General features: G+C 73.7%; 15 protein-coding genes and 2 tRNA genes. 4 read left to right on the forward strand and 13 right to left on the reverse strand.

Features of this window, described 5'->3' with window-relative positions; all coding sequences use genetic code 11:
- Positions 1-234: 234 nt before the first annotated feature.
- The gene (locus ACZ4NT_RS13265; RefSeq protein ID WP_121404898.1) at positions 235-585 is read left to right on the forward strand and encodes an STAS domain-containing protein; all 351 of its coding nucleotides are present in this window, start codon (positions 235-237) and stop codon (positions 583-585) included.
- A gap of 9 nt (positions 586-594) precedes the next feature.
- Positions 595-1,065 (forward strand): PPOX class F420-dependent oxidoreductase, encoded by a 471-nt coding sequence (locus ACZ4NT_RS13270; protein ID WP_121404899.1) that lies wholly within the window; start codon positions 595-597, stop codon positions 1,063-1,065.
- Positions 1,066-1,666: 601 nt separating this feature from the next.
- On the opposite strand, the gene ACZ4NT_RS13275 is transcribed toward ACZ4NT_RS13270, so the two are convergent.
- From ACZ4NT_RS13275 to ACZ4NT_RS13320, 10 genes are all read right to left on the reverse strand, one after another.
- Complete coding sequence (locus ACZ4NT_RS13275; RefSeq protein ID WP_121404900.1) at positions 1,667-2,440, reverse strand: TetR/AcrR family transcriptional regulator C-terminal domain-containing protein; 774 nt, start codon at positions 2,438-2,440, stop codon at positions 1,667-1,669.
- Between the two features lie 97 nt (positions 2,441-2,537).
- Positions 2,538-4,043: an MFS transporter gene (locus ACZ4NT_RS13280; protein ID WP_467725241.1), complete on the reverse strand. Its 1,506-nt coding sequence runs from the start codon at positions 4,041-4,043 to the stop codon at positions 2,538-2,540.
- A gap of 147 nt (positions 4,044-4,190) precedes the next feature.
- A complete protein-coding gene (locus tag ACZ4NT_RS13285; protein WP_467725243.1) occupies positions 4,191-6,398 on the reverse strand; it encodes a glycosyltransferase family 39 protein in 2,208 nt (735 codons plus the stop codon).
- Positions 6,395-7,864 carry a bifunctional glycosyltransferase family 2/GtrA family protein gene (locus tag ACZ4NT_RS13290; protein ID WP_467725245.1) on the reverse strand — a complete coding sequence of 490 codons (1,470 nt, stop codon included), beginning with the start codon at positions 7,862-7,864 and terminating at the stop codon, positions 6,395-6,397. The genes ACZ4NT_RS13285 and ACZ4NT_RS13290 overlap by 4 nt, the downstream gene beginning before the upstream one ends.
- Before the next feature lie 26 nt (positions 7,865-7,890).
- Positions 7,891-9,486 (reverse strand): sensor histidine kinase, encoded by a 1,596-nt coding sequence (locus ACZ4NT_RS13295; protein WP_467725247.1) that lies wholly within the window; start codon positions 9,484-9,486, stop codon positions 7,891-7,893.
- Positions 9,483-10,223 carry a response regulator transcription factor gene (locus ACZ4NT_RS13300; RefSeq protein WP_183116956.1) on the reverse strand — a complete coding sequence of 247 codons (741 nt, stop codon included), beginning with the start codon at positions 10,221-10,223 and terminating at the stop codon, positions 9,483-9,485. The genes ACZ4NT_RS13295 and ACZ4NT_RS13300 overlap by 4 nt, the downstream gene beginning before the upstream one ends.
- A 146-nt stretch (positions 10,224-10,369) precedes the next feature.
- Positions 10,370-11,335, reverse strand: coding sequence for an amidohydrolase family protein (locus tag ACZ4NT_RS13305; protein WP_467725493.1), 966 nt, complete (start codon positions 11,333-11,335; stop codon positions 10,370-10,372).
- A 97-nt stretch (positions 11,336-11,432) separates the two neighbouring features.
- Positions 11,433-12,374, reverse strand: coding sequence for a DUF2797 domain-containing protein (locus ACZ4NT_RS13310; protein ID WP_467725249.1), 942 nt, complete (start codon positions 12,372-12,374; stop codon positions 11,433-11,435).
- Positions 12,375-12,653: 279 nt separating this feature from the next.
- Positions 12,654-12,726, reverse strand: a tRNA-Arg gene (locus ACZ4NT_RS13315).
- Between the two features lie 254 nt (positions 12,727-12,980).
- Positions 12,981-13,071, reverse strand: a tRNA-Ser gene (locus ACZ4NT_RS13320).
- Between the two features lie 158 nt (positions 13,072-13,229).
- Between ACZ4NT_RS13320 and ACZ4NT_RS13325 the strand changes: the two genes are divergently transcribed.
- Both ACZ4NT_RS13325 and ACZ4NT_RS13330 read left to right on the forward strand, forming a co-directional pair.
- Positions 13,230-13,721 (forward strand): SSI family serine proteinase inhibitor, encoded by a 492-nt coding sequence (locus ACZ4NT_RS13325; protein ID WP_467725251.1) that lies wholly within the window; start codon positions 13,230-13,232, stop codon positions 13,719-13,721.
- Positions 13,722-13,956: 235 nt separating this feature from the next.
- Entirely contained in the window at positions 13,957-18,468 is a 4,512-nt protein-coding gene (locus ACZ4NT_RS13330; protein ID WP_467725253.1) for a PAS domain-containing protein, read from the forward strand.
- Between the two features lie 99 nt (positions 18,469-18,567).
- Here ACZ4NT_RS13330 and ACZ4NT_RS13335 read toward each other — a convergent pair whose 3' ends face one another.
- The 3 genes from ACZ4NT_RS13335 to ACZ4NT_RS13345 all read right to left on the reverse strand — a co-directional run bounded on the left by ACZ4NT_RS13335 (position 18,568) and on the right by ACZ4NT_RS13345 (position 22,482).
- On the reverse strand, positions 18,568-20,244 hold the full coding sequence (locus ACZ4NT_RS13335) for a long-chain fatty acid--CoA ligase (RefSeq protein WP_467725255.1): 1,677 nt from the start codon (positions 20,242-20,244) through the stop codon (positions 18,568-18,570).
- A gap of 191 nt (positions 20,245-20,435) precedes the next feature.
- Positions 20,436-20,990: a SigE family RNA polymerase sigma factor gene (locus tag ACZ4NT_RS13340; RefSeq protein WP_467725257.1), complete on the reverse strand. Its 555-nt coding sequence runs from the start codon at positions 20,988-20,990 to the stop codon at positions 20,436-20,438.
- Between the two features lie 181 nt (positions 20,991-21,171).
- Complete coding sequence (locus tag ACZ4NT_RS13345) at positions 21,172-22,482, reverse strand: DUF1906 domain-containing protein (protein WP_467725259.1); 1,311 nt, start codon at positions 22,480-22,482, stop codon at positions 21,172-21,174.
- Positions 22,483-22,531 lie beyond the last annotated feature (49 nt).

Genomic DNA, 22,531 nt, shown 5'->3' on the forward strand with positions numbered 1-22,531 from the left:
TGGCCAGGCTCCCGTCGCCGTACGACGACAGGCCCCGGCGCCATGCGCAGGAGAGCTCCGCAGCACATTCCCGACTGCGAGCACAGGACGAACAGCACTTTAGCTGCTCCGATGGGGTGAGGCTGCGGCTCGGTGGCCGAGCTTCCGAAGTCGTGCGCGCGCGTGGTGGAATGGCGGTACAGGTCAGGAAGCGGCCTCATCGGATCCGGACACATGTCTTTCAGGTGAGTTGCCATGATCTTCTCCCCGACCCCACGTGACCTGCCGAACCGCACGCTCGTCACGCTGCCCGCGGACATCGACATCTCCAACGCCGACTCCGTGTGCGCCGCGACCATGGGCATCGTGGACTCGCACGAGGGCCGGTTGCGCCTGCTCGTCCTGGACCTGACCCGGACCGGCTTCATGGACTCGCAGGGCGTGCGCCTCATCAACGAGGTGCGGGAGCGGCTGCACCGCACGTCCCGGACCGAGCTGCGGGTGGTGGCGGCCCCCGGGGGGCTGGTGAGCCGCGTGCTGGAGCTGACCGGGCTGCGGCGGGACGTCGCCGTGTACGACGACCTCACGGAGGCGATCGAGTCCTAGGCTGTCCGGATGGCAGCCAACATCGCGACGAACACCTCGGTATCCCTGGACGAGTTGCTGGACTTCGTACGACCGCGGCACCGCGCCGTCCTGCTGACCCGGCGGGCCGACGGCGGCCCCCAGGGCTCACCCCTGACCTGCGGGGTCGACGACTCGGGCCGCATCGTCGTCTCCACCTACCCGGAGCGCGCCAAGACACGGAACGCCAAGCGCGACGAGCGGGTCAGCCTCATCGTGCTGAGCGACGAGTGGAACGGGCCCTGGGTCCAGATCGACGGCACCGCCGAGGTCCTCGACGCACCGGAGTCCGTCGAGCCGCTCGTCGAGTACTACCGCAACATCGCGGGCGAGCACCCGGACTGGGACGAGTACCGGGAGGCCATGCGCAAGCAGGGCAAGTCGATCATCCGGGTCACCCCCGAGCGCTGGGGGCCGGTGGCGACGGGGGGTTTCCCGGCGCGGGTCGCCTCGCAGGACTGACCCGGGCTTCTCTCCGCCGGATGCGAGAGGGCCCCTCCAGCCCCGCCCGGGCGGCCACCGCCGCCGAACCAGCGGGAGCGGTGCCGCGGTGCCGTCCGGACCCGCACGAGCGTGCACGCCAGACCCGGTTGGGCGGTGCAGGCGGGACCCGGTCGGGGCCGTGGTCGCCCGACCCGAGCCTGCGGCCACCACCCCGCCCGGAGGCGCGGCCCTCCCCCGGCCCGGACACGCGGCCTCCGCCGAGCCCGGGCTGGGCGGGGCCGGCCAGACTCAGTCGGGCGGTGCCGGCCGGACCCGGACGGGCGGTGCTGGCCAGACCCGGTTGGGCGATGCAGGCGAGACCCGGTCGGGCGGTACCGGCCGGTCCCGGTCGGGTCCGCGCTCGCCGGACTCGGGCCTGCGGCCACCACCCCGCCCGGACACGCGGCTCACCCGGCCCGGACACGCGGCCTCCGCCGAGCCCGGCTGGGCGGCGCCGGCCGGACCCAGTCGAGCGTGCATGCCAGACCCAGTTGGGCGGTGTCGGCCGGACACGGTCGGGCGGTGCCGGCCGGGCCCGAGCGGGCGGTGCGGGCCCGCCAGGACGCGCGGACTTCGCCGGTCAGCCTCTGGCGACCATCGTCTCGATTCCCGCGATCAGCGTCTCCAGGGCGAAGCCGAAGTCGCGCTCGCGCATCTCCTCCACCGTGTCGCCGCCGCGGGCCTCCATGAGGTCCGCGGCGCCCGCGAACTGCGTCGCGAACTCGGGCTGGTCGCGGATCGTGCCCATGGCGTGGCGGAAGTACTCGTCCTGGGTCATGCCCGCCGTGGCGCAGCGCTGCACGAAGTGGCCCTCGATCGTGCCGAAGCCGTAGACGAACTGGAAAACGGCCGAAAGGGCACCCGTGTGGCCGCGCCTGGGCAGCCCGGTGTTGCCGACGATCCGCTGCACGCAGTGCGAGAAGGCCATGGAGTGCGGGCCGATGTTCAGGAAGCTGCCGACGAGCGGGGAGACCCACGGATGGCGCACGAGCAGGGCCCGGTACCCGGCGGCCACGGCACGCAGCTGGTCGCGCCAGTCCTCACCCGAGTCGGGATCGGGCGGCCGCAGTTCGCCGAAGGCCGCGTCCAGGGCGAGTTCGAGCAGGTCGTCCTTGGTGTCGACGTACCAGTACACGGACATCGCGGTGACGTTCAGCTCCGCGGCGAGACGGCGCATGGAGAACCTGGCCAGCCCCTCCGCGTCGAGCAGCCGCACGGTGGCCGCGGTGATGCGGTCGCGGTCGAGCCCGGACGGCTGGCCGCCGCCGCGTCCCGTACGGCCCCTGGGGGCCTTGCCCTCCAACCAGACGCTGGTCCGGGCCGGACGCCCGGCCCGGTCGGCTGCCCTCACCATGGCCCACCTTTCTCGGATCTGCGGAACCTGAGGCTGTGACGGATTCCCGGGGTCCCGGCCCCGATGCCCGGTCCGCCCGTCCTTCCGCCGGAAGGCGTCACGCGGACACCGCCACCGCGGAGTCTGCCCTCTCGGCCCGGTGCAGCAACGCCGCCGCGAGCAGTCCGCCGAGGAGGACGGCCACCGCGCCCACCAGCTGGCTGGTCTCCAGCCCCGAGGAGAACGCGTCGGTGATCCCGGCCCGTTCCCGCTCCGAGTCCGCCGAGGCGAGCGCCGCCGGGAGGGAGGCCGCGGCGACCGGGACCAGCGCCGCGAAACGGGAGTTGAGGACCGCGCCGAGCACCGCCACGCCGAGGCCGTTGCCGAACTCGGCGAGGGTGCCGTTGATGCCCGCGCCCACGCCCGCCCTGGCCGGCGGGATGGCGCTCATGATGGCGTGCGCCATGGCGGGGTTGGCGACGGCGCAGCCCGCGCCGATCAGCAGCAGTCCGAGCAGGGTTCCGGCGTAGCCGTGTCCCGCGAGCGTCGCGATCGACACCAGCCCGCCGGACATCAGCACCATGCCCAGCGCGATCGAGACCGGTGTCCCGAGCCGCGCGGTCCACCGCGCCGACAGACCGGAGAAGTTGAGCGCCACGACCGCCAGCGCCAGCGGAGCCGTGCGCAGTCCCGCCTCCAGCGGGCCGTAGCCGAGGACGAACTGCAGGTGCTGGGTGAGCAGGAAGAGCGCGCCGCCCATCCCGAAGGTGATCAGGACGGCACCGGCGACCGCACCGGTGAGGCGGCGGTCGCGGAAGAAGCGCAGATCCAGCATCGGATGCGGGATCCGGCTCTCCCAGTGGCCGAAGAGGGCCAGCACCAGCACCGCGACGGCCGCCGTGACGAGGACCCGGCCCGAGGTCCAGCCGTGCCCGGGGCCGGAGATGATCGCGTACACGAGCGCGGTCATGCCGACGGTGGAGAGCAGCGCGCCGAGCAGGTCCGGGCGGTCCCCCTGCGGGTTCTTCGACTCCGGTACGAGCGCGACGACGGCGGCGAGCGCCAGCGCCGCCACGGGCAGGTTGAGCAGGAAGATCGCGCCCCACGGGAAATGGCCCAGCATGAAGCCGCCGAGCAGCGGGCCCACCGCGAAGCCGAGGGCGTTGACCGCGCTCCAGACGCCGATGGCCTTCGGGTGCTCCTCGGGCGTGAAGATCTGCATCGCGACGGCGAGCGTGGTGGTGAGCAGCAGCGCGCCGCCCACGCCCATGCCGGCCCGGGCGGCGATCAACCGGCCGGTGGAGTCGGCGAGTCCGGCCGCCAGGGAGCCGAGGCCGAACAGCACCAGGCCCGTGACGAGCATCTTCTTGCGGCCGTAGCGGTCGGCCGCGCTGCCCGCCGTGAGCAGCAGCCCCGACTGCACCAGCGAGTACGCGTTGATCATCCACTGGATGTCGGAGGTGCCGGCCCCCAGCTCCCGGGTGAGGGAGGGGATCGCCACGTTCAGGACGGTGTTGTCGAGCAGCACGGTGAGCTGCGCGAGGCAGATGACGCCCAGGATCAGCCAGCGTTGCGGATGGCCCTGGGAGGAGGGGGCGGTGCCGGCGGTCGCCTGTGCCGTCATGCGGAGCCCTTCCACGGCATACGGGAGTGATCGACATACACCGTAGAACAGTCCCCGTACGCCGTACAAGGCGGGTTTCGGCAGCATGCCGGAGGCGGTGGCCCGGAGCGCTCGCGCCCTGGGCCACCGCCTGGTGGACGAGTTCGGTCAGCTGCCGCTCGTCGGCTGTGTGAGGTCGTAGAAGGTGGCCGAGCCGACCGTCACCTTCTTGTAGTGGGCCTCGACCCACGAGGTGATGCCGGAGGCGGAGCCGGAGTTGCCGCCACCGCCGCCCATGCCGCCCGAGATGAAGTAGTGGATCCTTCCGTCCTGCACGTACTTCTTGAACTGGGCGAGTGTCGGGGACGGGTCGCTGCCGTTGAAGCCGCCGATCGCCATCACCGGTTCACCGGTGGCGAGCTGGTAGCTGGCGCCGTTCTGGGAGCCGATGGTCGCGGCCACCCAGGTGTACGCGTCGGCGTCGGCCGTGAGCAGCTTCTTCGCCTCGGCGCCGACGGAGGCACCGTTGAGCAGACCGCCCATGCCGCCACCCCCGCCGCCGTCGCCCATGCCCGTACCGCCCTGTGGAGCCTGGCCGTTGCCCTGTGGAGCCTGGCCGTTGCCCTGCGGGGCCTGGCCGCCACCGGGGAAGCCGCCGTTGCCGCCGGTCGGGGGTTGCCCCGTGCCGCCGCCCTGTCCGGTGCCGTTCTGCTGGTTCCCGCCCGGCGGACCGCCCGGCCGGCCACCGCCCCCGGGGCCGCCGCCCCGGCCGCCCATCATGCTCGCGCCGGACGGGCCGGCCGTGACGATCGAGCCCGTGTGCCCGGTGTCCACCGTGCTCAGCGTGTACGCGGTCGGGCCCGCGAACGCCGCCACGAGGCTCAGCCCGGCCGCCGCGAGGGCCACCCGGCGGCCGAGACGCGTCACGAAGATCAGTCCCAGCGCGCCGAGCAGTCCGCCGACGAGCACCGGCCACTTCAGCCACGGCAGGTAGTCCGGGGTGCGGTTGAGGAGCACATAGCCCCAGACCGCCGCGGCGGTGACCGAGGCGGCGAGCGTCAGCGAGGCCTGGACCCGTCCCCGCTCCTCCCACAGCACCGTGGCGCCCATGCCGACGACGGCCGCGATGTAGGGGGCGAGGGCCACCGTGTAGTACTGGTGGAAGATGCCGGCCATGTAGCTGAAGACGAGCACGGTCATCAGCAGCGCGCCGCCCCAGGCGAGGAAGGAACCGCGGACCGGATCGGTCCGCGCGGCCTTCCGGGTGAGCCAGAGACCGGCGACCAGCAGGATCAGCGCGGCCGGCAGCAGCCACGAGATCTGGCTGCCGATCTCGGAGTTGAACATCCGGTCCCAGCCGGTCTCGCCCCACTGTCCGGTGCCGCCACCGCCACCGCCACCGCCACCGCCGCCGACGCTGCCGGTCTCCTCGCCGTTGATCCGGCCCAGGCCGTTGTAGCCGAAGGTCAGTTCCAGGAACGAGTTGTTCTGCGAGCCGCCGATGTACGGGCGGGAGGAGGCCGGCCACAGCTCGACGATCGCGACCCACCAGCCGCCCGAGACGACCAGCGCCGCCGTGGCGAGGGCGAGCTGCCCGAGCCGCTTCCTCGGCCTCACCGGGCCGCAGACCCCGTACAGGATCGCCAGCGGCGGCAGGATCAGGAAGGCCTGCAGGGTCTTCGTCAGGAAGGCGAAGCCGACCGCGACGCCCGCCCAGACCAGCCACTTGGTGCGGCCGTCCTCCAGGGCGCGGATCACGCAGTACACCGTGACGGTCATGAGCAGCGCCAGCAGCGCGTCCGGGTTGTTGAACCGGAACATCAGCGCGGCGACGGGGGTCAGTGCCAGCACCGCGCCGGCGATCAGGCCGGCGGCCGGGGAGAAGCGGCGCCGCACGGCCGCGTAGAGGACGCCGACCGTGGCGACGCCCATCAGCACCTCGGGGACGAGGATCGCCCACGAGCCGAGACCGAAGACGCGCACGGACAGGGCCATCGGCCACAGCGCGGCCGGAGGCTTGTCGACGGTGATCGCGTTCGCCGCGTCCAGCGAACCGAAGAAGAACGCCTTCCAGCTCTGGCTGCCCGCCTGGACCGCCGCGGAGTAGAACGAGTTGGCGTAGCCGGACGCGCTCAGGTTGTACAGGTAGAGCAGTCCGGTGGCGAGGAGCAGCGCGAGAAGGGCGGGACGCACCCATCGCGGGTCCTCGGGACGGCCGCGCCAGACCCGGCGCGCGAGCGGCTGCCGGGGCTCGCCGACCCCCGGGCCGGCGGCCCCGGGGGCCCGTAGGGCCGGTTCGTGCGTCGTGGCGGAGCCGGGCGGGTCCCAGGAGGTGCCGGGGTGCCCCTGCGCGGTCGTGTCGGGCTGAGTCGTCATCGTGCGGTCCTCGGATCGTGATCGTGCGGACGCACCGTCTGCAGCTGCACGGTCGCGTCCCCCCGGTGGCGGTCCGCGACGTCACCGGCGCGGACCTCTGTGGTGTCGTACGGAGACCGGTGCGCCGTCGGGCGCACGGGCAGCGGCGCTTCGGCGTACGGGTGCGCCGCCGTGGAGCCGGTGGGCGGGGCCGGGTGGCGCGCGGCCACCACCACGGAGGCGGGCTCGTCGCGGTCCGGGAAGAGCCAGGCCCGGAAGAGCAGGAACCGCAGCACCGTGGCCGCGAGGTTGGCGGCGACGAGGACCGCCAGTTCCGTGGAGTGCGAGGGCTCGGACGTCGCCGCGTTCAGGGCGGCGAGCGACCCGCCGGTGAGGATCAGCCCGATGCCGAACACCACCAGCCCCTGCGCCTGATGCCGCATCGCGCGGTCCCGGCCGCGGACGCCGAAGGTCAGCCGCCGATTGGCCGCCGTGTTCGCCACCGCCGAGACCAGCAGCGCGAGCGCGTTGGCGGCCTGGGGTCCGCAGACGGCCCGGAAACCGGAGTACAGCAGCAGGTAGAAGAGGGTGGACAGAACGCCCACCACGCAGAAGCCGACCAGCTGGCGGGCCAGGCCGCGCGGCACTCCGGTCAGCTCGCGGTCGCGCGGGTCGTCCCCGAAGGGCCGCGCCAGCCGGTCCAGGGGCAGCGAGCCGGTGGCGAGCGCCCGGCCCACCCGCCACACGCCCTTCAGGTCGTCCGTGGCCGTCTTCACGATGTGCACCGTCGAGTCGGGGTCGTCGACCCAGTCGACCGGCACCTCGTGGATGCGCAGCCCGGCCCGCTCGGCGAGCACCAGCAGCTCGGTGTCGAAGAACCAGCCGGTGTCCTCCACGAGCGGCAGCAGTGCCTGGGCGACGTCCCGCCGGATCGCCTTGAAGCCGCACTGGGCGTCGGAGAAGCGGGCCTGCAGCGAGCCGCGCAGGATCAGGTTGTAGGTGCGGCTGATGAACTCCCGCTTGGCGCCGCGCACCACCCGCGAGGAGCGGGCGAGCCGGGAGCCGATCGCCAGGTCCGAGTGACCGGAGATCAGCGGCGCCACCAGCGGCAGCAGGGCGTTGAGGTCGGTGGACAGGTCCACGTCCATGTAGGCGAGGACCGGCGCGTCCGAGGCGGACCAGACGGTGCGCAGCGCCCGGCCGCGGCCCTTCTGCTCCAGCCGGAAGGATCCGACCTCCGCGATCTCCGACTCCAGCCGGGCGGCCACCAGCGGTGTGGTGTCGGTGGACGCGTTGTCCGCGATCGTGATGCGGAACGTGTACGGGAAGGTGCGCGTGAGGTGCTCGTGCAGACGCCGCACGCACGGCAGGAGGTCCTTCTCCTCGTTGTAGACGGGGACCACTACGTCCAGGACAGGCGTACCGGCGTTTCCGGCCGGGAGGTGCTCCCGCGCCGGCAGGCTGCCGGGAGAAGAGTCGGTTCGCATGACGACGACATTCGTCAACCGCCCTGTTACGCCCGTGTGGTGGCGCTGTGCTGTGCCTGTGAGTACGCCCGCGGCACCGTCCCGACGGCGAGCGCGGGCAGGTGCACCGTGAACACGGTCCGGCCGGGGACGCTGTCGACGGTCACGGCGCCGCCGTGGGCGGACACGACGGCCTGCACGATGGCCAGCCCCAGACCCGTCGACCCCGAGGCACGGGAGCGGGAGGAGTCGCCGCGCGCGAACCGCTCGAAGACCCGGGGGAGCAGGTCCGCGGGGATGCCCGGCCCGTCGTCCTGGACGTCCACGCACAGCCACGGGCCGTGCCGGTGCACCCGCGCGGTGACCGTCGTGCCGGGCGGCGTGTGGGTGCGCGCGTTCGCGAACAGGTTGACGAGGACCTGCTGCAGCCGGGCGGCGTCCGCCGCGACCAGGGCCGGTTCGTCGGGCAGTTCCAGCCGCCAGTTGTGGTCGCGTCCGGCCGCCCGGGCGTCGCTCACCGCGTCCACGACGAGCGGCACCAGGTCGGTCTGCTCGTTCCGGAGGGGGCGCCCGGCGTCCAGACGGGCGAGCAGCAGCAGGTCCTCGACCAGCAGCGTCATGCGGCCCGCCTCGGACTCGATCCGGCCGAGGGCGTGCCGGGTGTCGGGCCCGGTCTCCTCCCGCCCGCGCCGGGTCAGCTCGGCGTACCCGCGGATGGAGGCCAGCGGCGTCCGCAGCTCGTGGCTCGCGTCCGCGACGAACTGGCGTACGCGCGTCTCGCTCTGCTGTCTCGCGTGCAGGGCGCCGTGGATGTGGTCGAGCATGCGGTTGAGCGCGGCGCCGACCTGGCCGACCTCGGTGTGCGGGTCGGCCTCGGACTCGGGGACCCGTTCGTAGAGGGTCACCTCGCCGCTGTGCAGCGGGAGTTCGGAGACCCGGGTGGCGGTGGCGGCGACGCGGCGCAGCGGTCGCAGGGCCACCCCGACGAGCACGGACCCGGCGATGCCGGCGGCGACGAGACCGGCGCCGGTGACGCTGACCTCGACGAGGACGAGGGTGTTGATGGTGCTGGTCACGGACTCGGTGGGCAGGGCGACGTAGAAGCTGCCGCGGTTGCCGTCCATGTACGTGACGCGGTACTCGCCGAGCCCCGGGAGATCCACGGTGTGCAGGCCGGTCTTCGGGACGGAGGCGAGCACCGCCCTCTGCCGCGCGCCGAGCGACTTGGTGGTCATCCGGAAGCCCTGGCTCGCGGACGCCGGGTTCTCCTTGGTGACCACCGCCTTGAAGACACCGCCGTCGTCGTCCACCTCGGCGACGACCGTGTCCACCTGCGTGCCGCCCCGCGTCACGAAGTCGAAGGGGTCGTCCGGAAGGGCGAGTTGGCCGTCCGGGCCCCGGTCGGCGACGTCCGGCTGCGACCCGGCGGGCTTCCTGGGCCCGCCTGTCGCCCGCATGCCGACCTCTTCGACCTGGCTGTTCAGCTGGTCGGACAGATGCTGGTCCAGCGCGATCGTCGTCACCGTGCCGATGACGGCGCACACCACCGCGATGAGCGCGACCGCCGAGACGACGAGCCGCGTCCGCAGCGTCCGCGGCCGAGGTGCCCGCCTCGGCTTGCGCGGCCGCCGTCGTCCGCTCACGACACCGCGGGCTTGATCAGGTATCCGGCGCCGCGCCGGGTGTGGATCATCGGCTCGCGCCCCGCGTCGATCTTGCGCCGCAGGTAGGAGATGTAGAGCTCGACGACATTGGCCTGGCCGCCGAAGTCGTACGACCACACGCGGTCGAGGATCTGCGCCTTGCTGAGGACCCGGCGCGGGTTGCGCATCAGGAAGCGCAGCAGCTCGAACTCGGTGGCCGTGAGGTGGATGTTCTCGCCGCCCCGGGACACCTCGTGGCTGTCCTCGTCCAGGGTCAGGTCCCCGACCACGAGCACGGAGTCGCTGCGCCGGTCGGCGGCACCGGAGCGCCGGATCAACCCGCGCAGCCGTGCCACGACCTCTTCGAGGCTGAACGGCTTGGTGACGTAGTCGTCGCCGCCCGCGGTGAGTCCGGCGATGCGGTCCTCCACGGCGTCCTTGGCCGTCAGGAAGAGCACCGGCACGTCGGGCAGGTCCCGGCGCAGCCGGCCGAGGACCGCCAGCCCGTCCATGTCGGGCAGCATCATGTCGAGCACCACGGCGTCGGGCCGGAACTCGCGGGCGGCCTGCACCGCTCCGTGTCCGTCGCCCGCGCTGCGGATCTGCCAGCCCTCGTAGCGGAGGGCCATGGACAGCAGCTCGGTGATCGACAGCTCGTCGTCCACCACCAGCACCCGCACGGGGCTCCCGTCCGGCCTCAGCAGTTCGGTGCGCCCCTGGGGCGAGGTCGTGGTCATGGCGGACACACTGCTGGGCGCCGCTGAGAGCATCCTTTCGGGAACCTGTGATTTCCCTGAGAAACGCACAGGTGCCTCTCTGGGAACACCCGGGAGGCGCCCATGGGCTCCTGTCGGCCGACGGGCCCGAACGGCCCGCGGGTCGGTCAGCCGGAGAGCCCGAACAGCCGGGCGCCGTTGTCGTGGCAGACCGCCCGCAGCCAGTCGTCGCCGAGCCCGAGGCCTTCCAGGGCGTGCAGTTGATGGGCGTACGGATACGGGATGTTGGGGAAGTCGGTGCCGAGCAGGACCCGGTCCCCCAGATCGGCGAGCCGCGGCAGCGCGTCCCGGGGAAACGGCGCGAGCCGCTCGCTGAAGTCGGTGAACGCCATGGTCGTGTCCAGCCGCACCTCCCGGTACCGCTCGGCGAGCCCGAGGAAGTCGTCGTACTCGGGCATGCCGAGGTGGGCGACGACGAGCCGCAGCCGCGGATGGCGGGCGAGGACGGACCCGATCGGTCCCGGCCCGGTGTGCCGGCCCGGCGCGGGACCCGACCCGCAGTGCACGACCGCCGGCACACCCGCCTCGGCGAGCAGTCCCCACACGGGATCCAGCAGAGGGTCCGACGGGTCGTACGCCCCCACCTGCACATGCGCCTTGAAGACCCGGGCGCCCGCGTCGAGGGCCTCCTTCACATAGGCCTCGGCGTCCGGCTCGGGGAACAGGGTCGCCGTGTGCAGACAGTCGGGGGTGCGGTGCGCGAAGCCGACGGCCCACTCGTTCAGCCACCGGGCCATGCCGGGCTTGTGCGGGTAGAGCATCGCGGTGAAGGCGCGGGCGCCGAACCCCCTGATGACCGCGAGCCGTTCCTCCTCGTCGGCGCGGTAGGTGATCGGCCACTCGACGCCGCCGGTGAGGGGCCCGAGCCGGTCGAAGTAGCCCCAGACCTTGCGCAGGACCTGCTCGGGCATGAAGTGCGTATGCACGTCTACGAGACCGGGAAGCCCCAGCCGCCCCCAGAATTGGCGCACTTCGGCGGTGCCGGGGGCCACGGTGCGGTCCCCCGTGCCGGTTCCGGGGGCTTCGCCGTCCCCCGTGCCGGTTCCGGTGGCCGTGCCGCTTGCGGTGGTCATGCCGTCGGTCCCCTCCGCGGTGCGGTGATCGCTCATGACCGCCACTCTCGGCCCGGACACCGGCCTGCGTCCAGACCGGGCCGGGGAGACCCCGTGGTCAGAACAGCCCGTCCTGAACGCTGTCCGCCTGCCGCCTCGGCTCCCGTACGGGAAAGGGCGGGAGTCCCTCCGCGTCGGCGGCGGTCAGCTGCCAGCCGGGCATGAGACGTGTGTCGAGGACGACGACCCCGCGATCGGTGGCGAGATGCAGATCCGGACCGGCCGCGGCGAGCAGCTCACCGCTCACGGCGCACCCGGCGGCCAGCTCGCTCACCACCCCGTCGGCGGGCGGCAGCCCTGTCAGCCCGAACACCCCCGTGTGGTCGACGGGCCGGAACGGCAGGCGCTCCAGGGACTCGGGCCACCCGTCGAGCCGTGCGGCCCTGGCATGCAACTCGGCGATCTCGGCGGCCCGCAGCGCGGCCCCGGTGTCCGCCCCGGCCGTCTCCGCGCCGCCGGGCCGCGCCCGCTCCGCGGTCTTGGCGCCGGTGCCGGGCAGGGCACTGCGCACCGCCCGCTTCTCCCCGTACGGAATCCGGTCGGGCACCCCGAGCGCGGCCCGCAGCAACTCCTCGGACCGCCGCGCCGCCATCAGCGGACCGCGTCCCAGCCAGGTGAAGGTGACGGCCCCCTGCTCCAACAACCGCGCGGATCCCCGCTCGACGCCGGTGATCCCCACCTTGAGCAGGCCGGGCCCGAACCAGGCCAGATACACGTGGTACGGCCGCGGGTCGCCGGCGAGCGTGTCGGCGGCCACGGAGTGGGCCCGCTCCAGCCGCGCGCACTCCTCGCACCGCGCCCCGGTGCTGCGACCCGACACGACGGCGGCCAAAGGACAGGCGTTCCCCCGCGCCCCCACGCAGGTCCGCACCCCGTCCTCCACCACCCCGAAGGCGACCCGCCTGCCCCGGACCAGCGGGCTGCTTCTCCCCCCGCCCCACACCAGCACGGGCCCGTCGGTCCCCCACCGCAGCCCCGAACAACTCCACGCCCGTCCCATCACCCGAGCGTAAACACCCCCACTGACAGCGCCCGGCCGCCCGGAGCGCCTGCCCGGCGCTCCACGGATGGGTCTCGGCCCCGGCCCGCTTCCCGTCCAGCTCCGCCGCCCCTCGGCCGAGGCCGCCTCCGGCTCCGACACCGCCCCTGTCCACCACCGGCCCTGGAGCTCCGCGGAGAACAGCCGCGTGTGCCCCGCCGCCGACGACTCCGGCGATGACGACGCCGGACCGGACGACGCAAAAGGCCCCCGGATCTCTCCGGGGGCCTTCAACCTGTGTGCACTCGGCAGGATTCGAACCTGCAACCTTCTGATCCGTAGTCAGATGCTCTATCCGTTAAGCTACGAGTGCTTGTGTGTTCTGTTGTGGTGCTCTTCCTCCCGGGCTTTTCTGCCCGGTCGGCTTTGCGGGAACAACATTACATGACTGGCGCCGTGAGGCGAAATCCGTTTGTCGCACCCGGCCTGACCTGCACAAACGGCCGGATCGGGGTGTTCCCGGGGGTCGGGAGCGCAAGGGGCGCCCGCCGCGGCCGGCCTCACTTCCGACAGACCGGAGAACGACCGAAGCCCCGGTCGTGACGACCGGGGCTTCGATACCGAGCGCGGAGGCGGAGGGATTTGAACCCTCGATGGGCTTTAAGGCCCAAACCGCATTAGCAGTGCGGCGCCATAGACCGGACTAGGCGACGCCTCCAGCACAACCACCCGCGCGAGCGCGAACGGTGCGTGCAGATGATGACACAGCCGAGCGGGGTGTCACCAATCGCCCCCCACGGTACTAGGCAGGCAGGCCACAGGGCAAAGCCCGGCTCCGTGGCGCAACCACGCGAGCCGTGCGGCGTTAGTCCGGTCATGAGTCCTGTCATGTCCCGGGTCACCCTGCGCCGGCTCGCCCTCGCGGCGGCCGCCTCCGCCGCCGCCCTGTCCGCCGCGCCCTCGGCGCACGCCGGATCCGTGCCCCTGCCGGATCCGCTGTCCGCCCCCCTCGTGCCGCCGCCCGCGGCGGGCGGCGCGGACCCCGGCGACCACCTCGTGGTCACCGTCGACCACGCGGGCGCCGCCGACGGCACGTACGAACTGGACTGCCACCCGGACGGCGGCACCCATCCCGACGTGCGCGGCGCCTGCGACAAGCTGGACCAGGGAGCCCGCTGGGGCACGGACCCCTTCGCCGCCGTCCCCGAGAACACGCTCTGCACCATGCAGTACGGCGGTCCCGCCACCGCGCACGTCACGGGCACCTGGGCCGGACGCCCCGTCGACGCGAGGTACGACCGGAGGGACGGCTGCGAGATCGGGCGGTGGAACGCGCTCGTGCCGCTGCTCCCCGACGTCCGCGGCTAGGCAGCGCCGCCCGGGGTGCACACTCCGGGCACGGGCGGGGCATGTCCAAGTCATGGCTCCGAGGGGTGAAATGCGCAGTCACAGCTTCTACGTGTCTTCTGCGTGCGACCTCCCTCTCATCCGGCATCGCGAGCGCAGCCTCTGCCCGTAGACTCCCTCGCGTGACACGCTGCGGGACGGTTGGCAATATGGCCCTCGCGGTCAGCAAGGTGCGGTAACAGGGAGGAAGCGTCTCGTGAGCAGCAGGCCATCCCGAGGCGCTGCTCGCCTCGCAGCCATACTGGACGCGCTTCCCGATGCGTTGGTGCTGGTCAACGCCAACGGGACGGTCGTCAACGCCAACACCATCGCCCTGGAGGCCTTCGAGGCCCCGGGGACGGCTCTGGTGGGCCGCGGCCTCCTCGATCTCCTCCCTCAGTTCGACTCCCGGCTGATCCCCGGTTCGATGCGACGGCCCGAGTCCATGGACCAGAGCGGACGGACCAAGCCGACCCGGATGGTCGCGCGGCGGACCGACGGGAGCGAGTTCCCGGTCGAGGTCACCAGCGCGAACCTGGAGAACGGCCAGCAGGCCTACGACGGCTACGGCTACACCGGCGACGAGCTGCTCATGCTGGTCGTACGCGACCTTTCGGGCACGGTCGACACCGAGGCCGAACTCGCGCGCTCCCAGCGCCAGACGGAGATGATCCTGCGCGCCGCGTCCGAGGGCGTGGTGGGCACGGACACCGACGGCCGGGTCGTCCTCGTCAATCCGGCCGCCGCCCAGATACTCGGCTACCGGGCCAGCGATCTCGGCGGCCAGGACCTGCACGCACTCATCCTCCACTCGCGTGCCGACGGCGAGCCGTTCGCGTTCGCCGAGTCGCCGCTCGCCGACACCCTGCGCTCCGGGCGCAAGCACCGCGTGCGCGGGCAGGTCGTGTGGTCCAAGTCCGGGGACAAGGTGTCGGTCGACCTCACGACCGCTCCCGTGCGCGACGGCGACCAGCTCGTGGGCGCCGTGATGACCTTCACCGACCGGCGGCCGTACGACGCGCTCGCCGAGGAGAAGGAGGCCGAGGCCGCCCGCCACGCGGAGGAACTCGGCCGGGTCACCGACGAGCACACCGCCGAGCTGGAGCAGCTGCGCGAGCGGCACACGGAGGAACTCGCGACGCTGCGCGAGCAGCACGCGGAGGAGCTGGCCGCGGGCGACGACCGCTACGCGGCGCTCGCCGAGCGCGAGAAGGACCGCTTCGAGGCACTGGCCGCGCGCCACGAACAGCTGCTCGCCGTGCTCGGCACCTCCCTGCGCGGCCCGCTCGACCAACTGCGGGGCGAGCTGTCGAAGCTCGCCGCCGACGACGCGGGGCAGCTGTGGCCCGAGGCCAACCAGGTGCTCCACCACCTCGCCGCGGGCTACTCGCGGATCACCACGCTCGTCGACAGCGTGCTGCGGCACCAGCGGCTGGACGCGGGCGCCGAGAGCATCACGCGGACCAACGTCATGCTCGACGCGGTCGTCGCGGCCGGTGTCGACGGAGCGGTGGAACTGATCGGCCCCGGCCGGGTGCAGTTCGCCGTGCACGCACCGCCCATCGAGGCCGAGGTCGACGCCGAGCGGCTCGCCACCGCGCTCGCCCACCTCGTCGCCGATGTGGCGGGGGTCGACGCGACCGGCAACGCGCCGGTGTCGGCGGGCGGTTATCTGGACAACACGGTCGTCGTGGCGGCGGCTCAGCGCGGCGAGGTCGTCCGCATCGAGGTGCGGGGTCCGTACTCCGGGGGCGACCCGGTGCACGAGCCGATCGTCCGCGGCATCGTGCGGGCGCACGGCGGCGTGCTGCAGACGCACGAGGTGCCGGGGATGAGCGGCAGCGCGTACGTCCTCGAAGTGCCGATCGGCGGCGGGGCGGGCGCCGTCGAGGCGGGCTCGGTGCCCGGCACCGAGATCGCCCTGCCGGAGCAGGCCGACCGGACCGCGCAGCAGGGGAGCGGACGGCGGCGGGCCCGCCGGTCCTCCGTGGACTCCTTCCTGGAGAGCGGACTGGCGTCCCCCGACACGGCGGCCGACGCCACGGCGGGCTCCGGCCCGGCGGACCCGGCCCCGGGTGCCGCCGCGCCCACCGGGCGGCGCAGACGCCGTGCGGGCGAGGCCGCGGCGCCCGCCGAGGTCCCGGTCCCGGCGCAGGGATCCGAGGACGAGGACGCCAAGGCCGGCGCTCCCGGCGGCACGGGACGGCGGCGCGGGCGGCCGAGCCCCGCCGAGGATGACGCCGGGGGCGTCGCCGAAGGTGCGGTCGTCATGGCCGGCGAACACTCCGCGGGCACCGCCGCCGTGGGTACGGGACTCGGCGGCACCGTGCCGCCCCAGGGCGTGCCCGCGCCCTCCGGACGGCGTGCGCGCCGCGAGACCGAGCAGCACGCGCTGCCGCCCGCGCTGCCCGCGGCCCAGAACGCCCCGGACGCCGGAACCCCGGCCGAGGCCGCCGACGCGCAGCCGACCGGCCGCCGTCGCCGCGCCCTGGCCGCAGCGGCCGAGCGGGCCGCGGCGCAGGAGTCGGGCGCCCGTACGGTGTTCGCGCTGCCGCCCGCCGACGCCGACCGGGCTCCCGGGGACGAAGCGGCCGAAGCGGCCGCCCCCGCGGGAGAGGCCGGTGCGTACGAGGGCGCAGCTCCCGGCGGCGTCGCCGTGGACGACGGCCGTCACGACGTGATGGCGCACGACCCGGCCGACGACCACACCCCTCCGCAGCCGCATCCGGTGTCGCCTCCGACGGGCCGCCGCCGCGCCCGCCGGGCTCCGGATGACGCACCCGCCGCGACTGCCCCGGGCGCCCCGGCGCAGGGCGTGCCCGCGCAGAGCGTTCCCGGCCAGGGCGTACCGGCTCCGGCTCAGGGTGTTCCCGCCCCGGGTGTCCCCGCGCAGTCGGCGCCCGGGCAGGCCGTCCGGGCCGGCGGGTCCGCCGCACAGGTCGGGCCCGGTTCCGTACCCGCTCCGGCCGTTCCGGAGCAGGCCGGTGCCGGGCAGGCGCCCGCGGGCCGCAGGGCCCTGGGGTCGGCGGCCGGTCAGCCCGTTCCGGGACCGGGCGCCGCCGGACAGGGCGCGCCCGGTGCGGTCGACCCGGGGCAGCCGGTTCCCGCGCAGGGCCTGCCCGGTGCCGCCGTGTCCGGCGGGCCCGTCCCTGCGTACGGCGGCACGCCCGGTCAGATGCCGCCGGGCCAGGCGGCTCCGGGCGCTCCGGTTCCCGCCGCACCCGCGGCCGGCGTCCCCGCCGGCGCCACGCCCGCCCAGGGGTCCCCGGCGCAGGGCGGACCCGGCGTACCGCAGCAGGCATGGCCGGCGGATGCGGAACCGGCCGTCGAGACGGCGCAGCACGAGACGCCACCGCCCGGCTGGCCGGGCGGAACGACCGCGACCACCGGCGGCGTTCGCGCGCAGGGCACCGCCTCCGAGGCGCCGCAGCCCTGGCCCGCCGCCGATGACACCTCCGGCGCCGGTCATCCCGTTCCCGCCGATGCCCAGGCGCCGGCGGGACAGACGCCCGCCTCCGGCACCCCGCTCCCGCCCGAGCGTCCCGTCCAGCCCCGGGCCGCTCAGCCGCTGCCCGCCGAGGCCGCCGCGCCCGTGGACCCGAACTCGACCCAGGGACGCGCGTTCAGTGTGCGGACACTCGGCCAGGGCGTTCCCTTCGGCCGCCCGGCCGCCGCGTCCCAAGCGTCCGTTCCGCAGCAGCTGCCTGCCCAGGCTCAGCCCGGCTCGGGCACGCCGACGCCTCCCCCGCACCAGACCAACGGCTCCGGCCGCCGCCGCAAGCTCGGCACCCGTCCCGAGCCGGCCGGTGAGCGCCCGGAGACCGGGGCCCGCCCCCACCCGCAGGGCGGCCAGCCGCGTCCCACCGGGGGCACGGAGGGTGCCGGACGCTCGTACGCCATAGGGGCTCCGGACCGGAACGCGGACGAGGGTCCCGAGCCGCTGGACGGTCCGGGCGGCGCCGTCGAGGTCGCCGACCAGCCCCAGCCGCGGCCCATGGACGACGAGCTGCCCCCGGAGCCGCTGGACAACCCGCGGCGCCTGCTCGTGTGGCCCGCGCCCGACGTGACGACCCAGCAGGCGCTCAGCGACCGCGGCTACCGTCCCGTCATCGTGCACTCGCGCGAGGAGGTCGACGCGCAGATCGCCGCCTTCCCGGCCGCGCTCTTCGTGGACCCGCTGACCGGCCCGATCACCCGCACCGCGCTCCAGTCGCTGCGTCAGGCGGCGGTCGCCGCCGAGGTGCCCGTCCTGGTGACCGCGGGACTGGGTCAGGCGACGCGTGAGGCGGCGTACGGCGCCGATCCCGCCGTACTGCTCAAGGCACTGGCTCCGCGCGACTCGGAGCAGCACCCGCCGCGCGTGCTGCTCATCGAGGAGCACGGGGAGATCGCGCTGGCGCTCACGGCCACGCTGGAGCGGCGGGGGATGCAGGTCGCGCGGGCGGCGTCCGACGAGGACGCGGTCACGCTGGCGGCGCAGATGCGGCCGAACCTCGTGGTGATGGACCTGATGCAGGTACGGCGCCGGCGCGCCGGGATCGTCGACTGGCTGCGGGCGAACGGCCAGCTGAACCGCACGCCGCTCGTCGTCTACACCGCGGCCGTGGACCAGACCGAACTGCCGCGGCTCGCCGCGGGGGAGACGGTGCTGTTCCTCGCGGAGCGCTCGACCAGCGCCGAGGTGCAGGACCGGATCGTCGACCTGCTGGCCCGCATCGGTACGAACTGAGCACACGCACACGAGGGTTGGGGCACTGTTTCACGTGAAACAGTGCCCCAACCCTCGGTTGGTCCCGCATGCGATCGGTGCGGCCGGTCCGGCCCGCCGTCAGAGCTGGGTGACGTCCAGGTCGCCGGCCGCGTACTTCCGGCGCAGCACCTTCTTGTCGAACTTGCCCACGCTCGTCTTGGGCACCGACTCGATGATCGTCCAGCGCTCCGGCAGCTGCCACTTGGCGATCTTGCCCTCGTCGGCGAGGAAGGCGCGGAGGGTGGTGAAGTCGGCGGTGGCGCCCTCCTTCAGCACGACCGTGGCGAGCGGGCGTTCGCCCCACTTGTCGTCCGGAACGGCGACCACGGCGGCCTCCGTGACGTCCGGGTGGGCCATGAGGGCGTTCTCCAGGTCCACCGAGGAGATCCACTCCCCGCCCGACTTGATGACGTCCTTGGCCCGGTCCGTGAGGGTCAGGAAGCCGTCGGCGCTGATCGTCCCGACGTCCCCGGTCTTGAGCCAGCCGTCCTCGCTGAACTTGTCGGCGGGACGCAGCACCTCGGCACCCTGTCCGCCGTAGTAGGCACCCGCGATCCACGGCCCGCGCACTTCCAGCTCGCCCGCGGACTCGCCGTCCCAGGGCAGCCGCTCGCCGCCGGGGCCGGTCAGGCGTGCCTCGACGCCGGCCGGGAAACGGCCCTGCGTGAGGCGGTAGGCGAACTCCTCCTCCGTGCCCACGACATGGGCCGGCGGGCGCGCCACCGTGCCGAGCGGGGACGTCTCCGTCATGCCCCAGGCGTGACAGACCCGCATACCCAGCTCGTCGAACGCCTGCATGAGGGAGGGCGGACACGCGGAGCCGCCGATGGTGACCTGCGTGAGGGAGCTGACGTCCCGGGGCTTGGCGTGCAGTTCGGCGAGGAGTCCCTGCCAGATGGTGGGGACGGCCGCGGCGTGCGTCGGGCGCTCGCTCTCGATCATCTCGGCGAGCGGTGCCGGCTGCAGGAAGCGGTCCGGCATCAGCATGTTGACGCCCGTCATGAACGTGGCGTGCGGCAGGCCCCAGGCGTTGACGTGGAACTGCGGGACCACCACCAGGGAGGTGTCCTCGTCGGTGAGGCCCATGGACTGAGCCATGCAGACCTGCATGGAGTGCAGGTAGATCGAACGGTGGGAGTAGACGACACCCTTGGGGTCGCCGGTCGTCCCCGAGGTGTAGCACATGGCCGCGGCCGAGCGCTCGTCCAGCTCGGGCCAGTCGAAGCCGGTCGGCTTGTCCGCGATCAGCTCCTCGTACTCGTGCACCTGCGCGGCCGTTCCGGACAGCAGTGAGCGGTCGCCGGGTCCGGAGACCACGATGTGCTCGACGGTGGGCAGCTGGGGGAGGAGCGGCGCGAGCAGCGGAAGCAGCGAGCCGTTGACGATGATCACGCGGTCGGCGGCGTGGTTGACGATGAAGACCAGCTGCTCCGCGGGGAGGCGGAGGTTGAGCGTGTGGAGGACGGCGCCCATGGACGGGATCGCGAAGTACGCCTCGACGTGTTCGGCGTTGTTCCACATCAGCGTCGCCACGCGGTCGTCGCCCGTGACGCCCAGGTCGTCGCGGAGCGCGTGGGCGAGCTGTGCCGTCCGCTCGCCGATCTCCGCGTAGGAGCGGCGCTGCGGAGCGCCCTCGCCGGTCCAGGTGGTGACCTGCGACGTTCCGTGGACGCGTGCCCCGTGGGTCACGATCCTCGAGATCAGCAGCGGTACGTCCTGCATCGTGCTCAGCACGGCGTCCTCCCGGGGCGTCATTGCCTACGCGGTGGTAATAAAGGTTGCGCTGATTCTGCGCACATACCGCGCGGTATGTCACTAGTTCCGGGTGATCGATCAGGCTGCGTTTTCTCGCGATCGGCACTGGTCGCCGGGCGAGCGGCGCTTTTCCGGAGTGCGGCGGCGCCCATGGCCCCGCCTCCGGAGCGGAGGCGGACCCCGCCGGGGCCCTAGCGGACGGGGCCGAGTTCGGGGTCCTCGCGCAGCTTGCCCAGCGCACGCGACACGGCCGACTTGACCGTGCCGACGGAGACACCGAGCACCTCGGCGGTCTGCGCCTCGCTCAGGTCCTCGTAATACCGCAGGACCACCATGGCCCGCTGCCGGGCCGGCAGCTTCAGGATCGCCCGCCACATCGCGTCGTGGAGCGCCTGCTGCTCGGCCGGGTCCGCGGCGGGCAGCCCCTCCGGCTCCGGCAGCTCGTCGCAGGCGAACTCGTCCACCTTGCGCTTGCGCCACTGCAAGGTCCGCGTGTTCAGCAGCGCCCGGCGCACGTAGCCGTCGAGCGCCCGGTGGTCCTCGATCCGCTCCCAGGCCACGTACGTCTTGGCCAGCGCGGTCTGCAGCAGGTCCTCGGCGTCGCACGGGTTCGCGGTCAGCGACCGTGCGGTACGCAGCAGTACGGGCTGACGGGCCTTCACGTACGACGAGAACGACGGGTACGGAAGGGTCTGCCTCGCTGACGTAGCGGCGTTCGAAGCGCTGGTGCAGACGGGTGTGGTCATGGCTCCACGCTAGGAGCGGGCCCCCGTTCGGCGGATCGGCCGCAGGTCCCGAAGGCATGTCCGCCTCAGGTTGTAGGAGTGGGGCCCGCCCCACCTCCTGAAGGTGGACGAGCGGAGCCCTGCCCCTGAGGGTTCACCCCTGACGTGCCACCGCGACCGCCCCCCACCGCTCACCCGCGCCTCAGCCGATGCGGGCGACCGGCGCGTCCATCGTGTTGCGGTCGATGAGGACCGTGCGGCCCCCGTGGCGCTCCTTCACGTTCCCCGCGTACTGGTGGATCCGTCCCTTCGGCCAGGCACCCCGGGCCAGCACCGGCTCCTTGGCCAGTTGCGGCTTCACCCGCCAGCGGGCGAACCACAGCACCGACGGCAGGTCCTTCACGCCGGCCCGCCGCGCGGTCTCCATGTGCTGCACCCCGGTGGCGGCGCTGCTGTAGAACCCGGGCAGATAGCCCCGCTTGCGGAGCTCCCGGTTCCATCCGCGCACGAACCTCAGGGTGGTCGCGGCGCACTTCTTGTTCCGGTGGTCGTACGCCTCGACGTCCAGGTAGAGCGGGCTGCCCGCCCGGATGCCGATCGCCTTCGCCCGGCGCACCGCGTCGTCGGCCTCCGTCGTCCCCCGCTTCCACGGGTGGCTCCCGATGCCCACGTGCCGCTTGGAGCTGCCGAACACGCACGGCGACTGCGATCCCACGTACAGCGGCAGCACCTTCCAGCCCTGCTTCTTCACCGTCTTCATCCAGGTGTGCGTCAGCAGCGGCTGGTTCGGGCAGGCGCGGCCCCGGCCACCGAAGTAGACACCGACCGCGCGGTAGCGGGAGACCAGCCAGCGGCGCATCGTGTCCGTCGACTGGGTGTGGCAGGTGTCGAAGGCCCACCCCTTGAACCGGGGTGCCGCGGCCTTCCGCTGCGCCGCGTCGCGCCGCGCCGCCGCTTCCCGGCGTTGCTCCTCTTCCCGCCGCTGCCGCCCTTCCCGCCGCTCCTGCTCTCCGCGTCGCGGCGCGGACTCACGCGGCTGGTCCCGCACGGGCCGCGCCTCCGGCTCCCGCCAGGGGTCCGGGGCGGGGTCCGCGCCCTCCGGACCGTCCTGGCCCTCCCGCGGGCCCCCGCTCTGCCACGGGTCCTGGCTCTGCCACGAGTCCCGGCCCTCCCACGCCCCGGGGTCCCGATCCGGGCCCGCCTCCTGCCCGTCCCCGAGGTCCGCGCCGTCCGCGACGGCCGCCCCGTCCTGCCCGTCGGCCGGGACCTGAACCTCCCCGGGTCCGGGGTCGCGGGAGCGGCTGCCGGGACCGGGTGACTCCGGACGGGCGCCGGTCCGCCCGGCCCACGCGCCGGAGTGCTCGGGACCCTGGCCGGACGGTTCGGGCCCGGCGGATTCCGCGCCCGCCGCCGGGGTCCCGGACAGCAGGAGCAGGACCAGGCTCAGGGCGACGGCGGCCGTGGGGCCGCGCCGGTGGCCGCTGTGACACCCAAGACGTCTGTGACGATGCATACGGCGAGTGAACAGACCCGCCCCCGTCCCCAGGCGTCAACCACACGCC

It is taken from the genome of Streptomyces sp. NPDC026417, assembly GCF_055567695.1.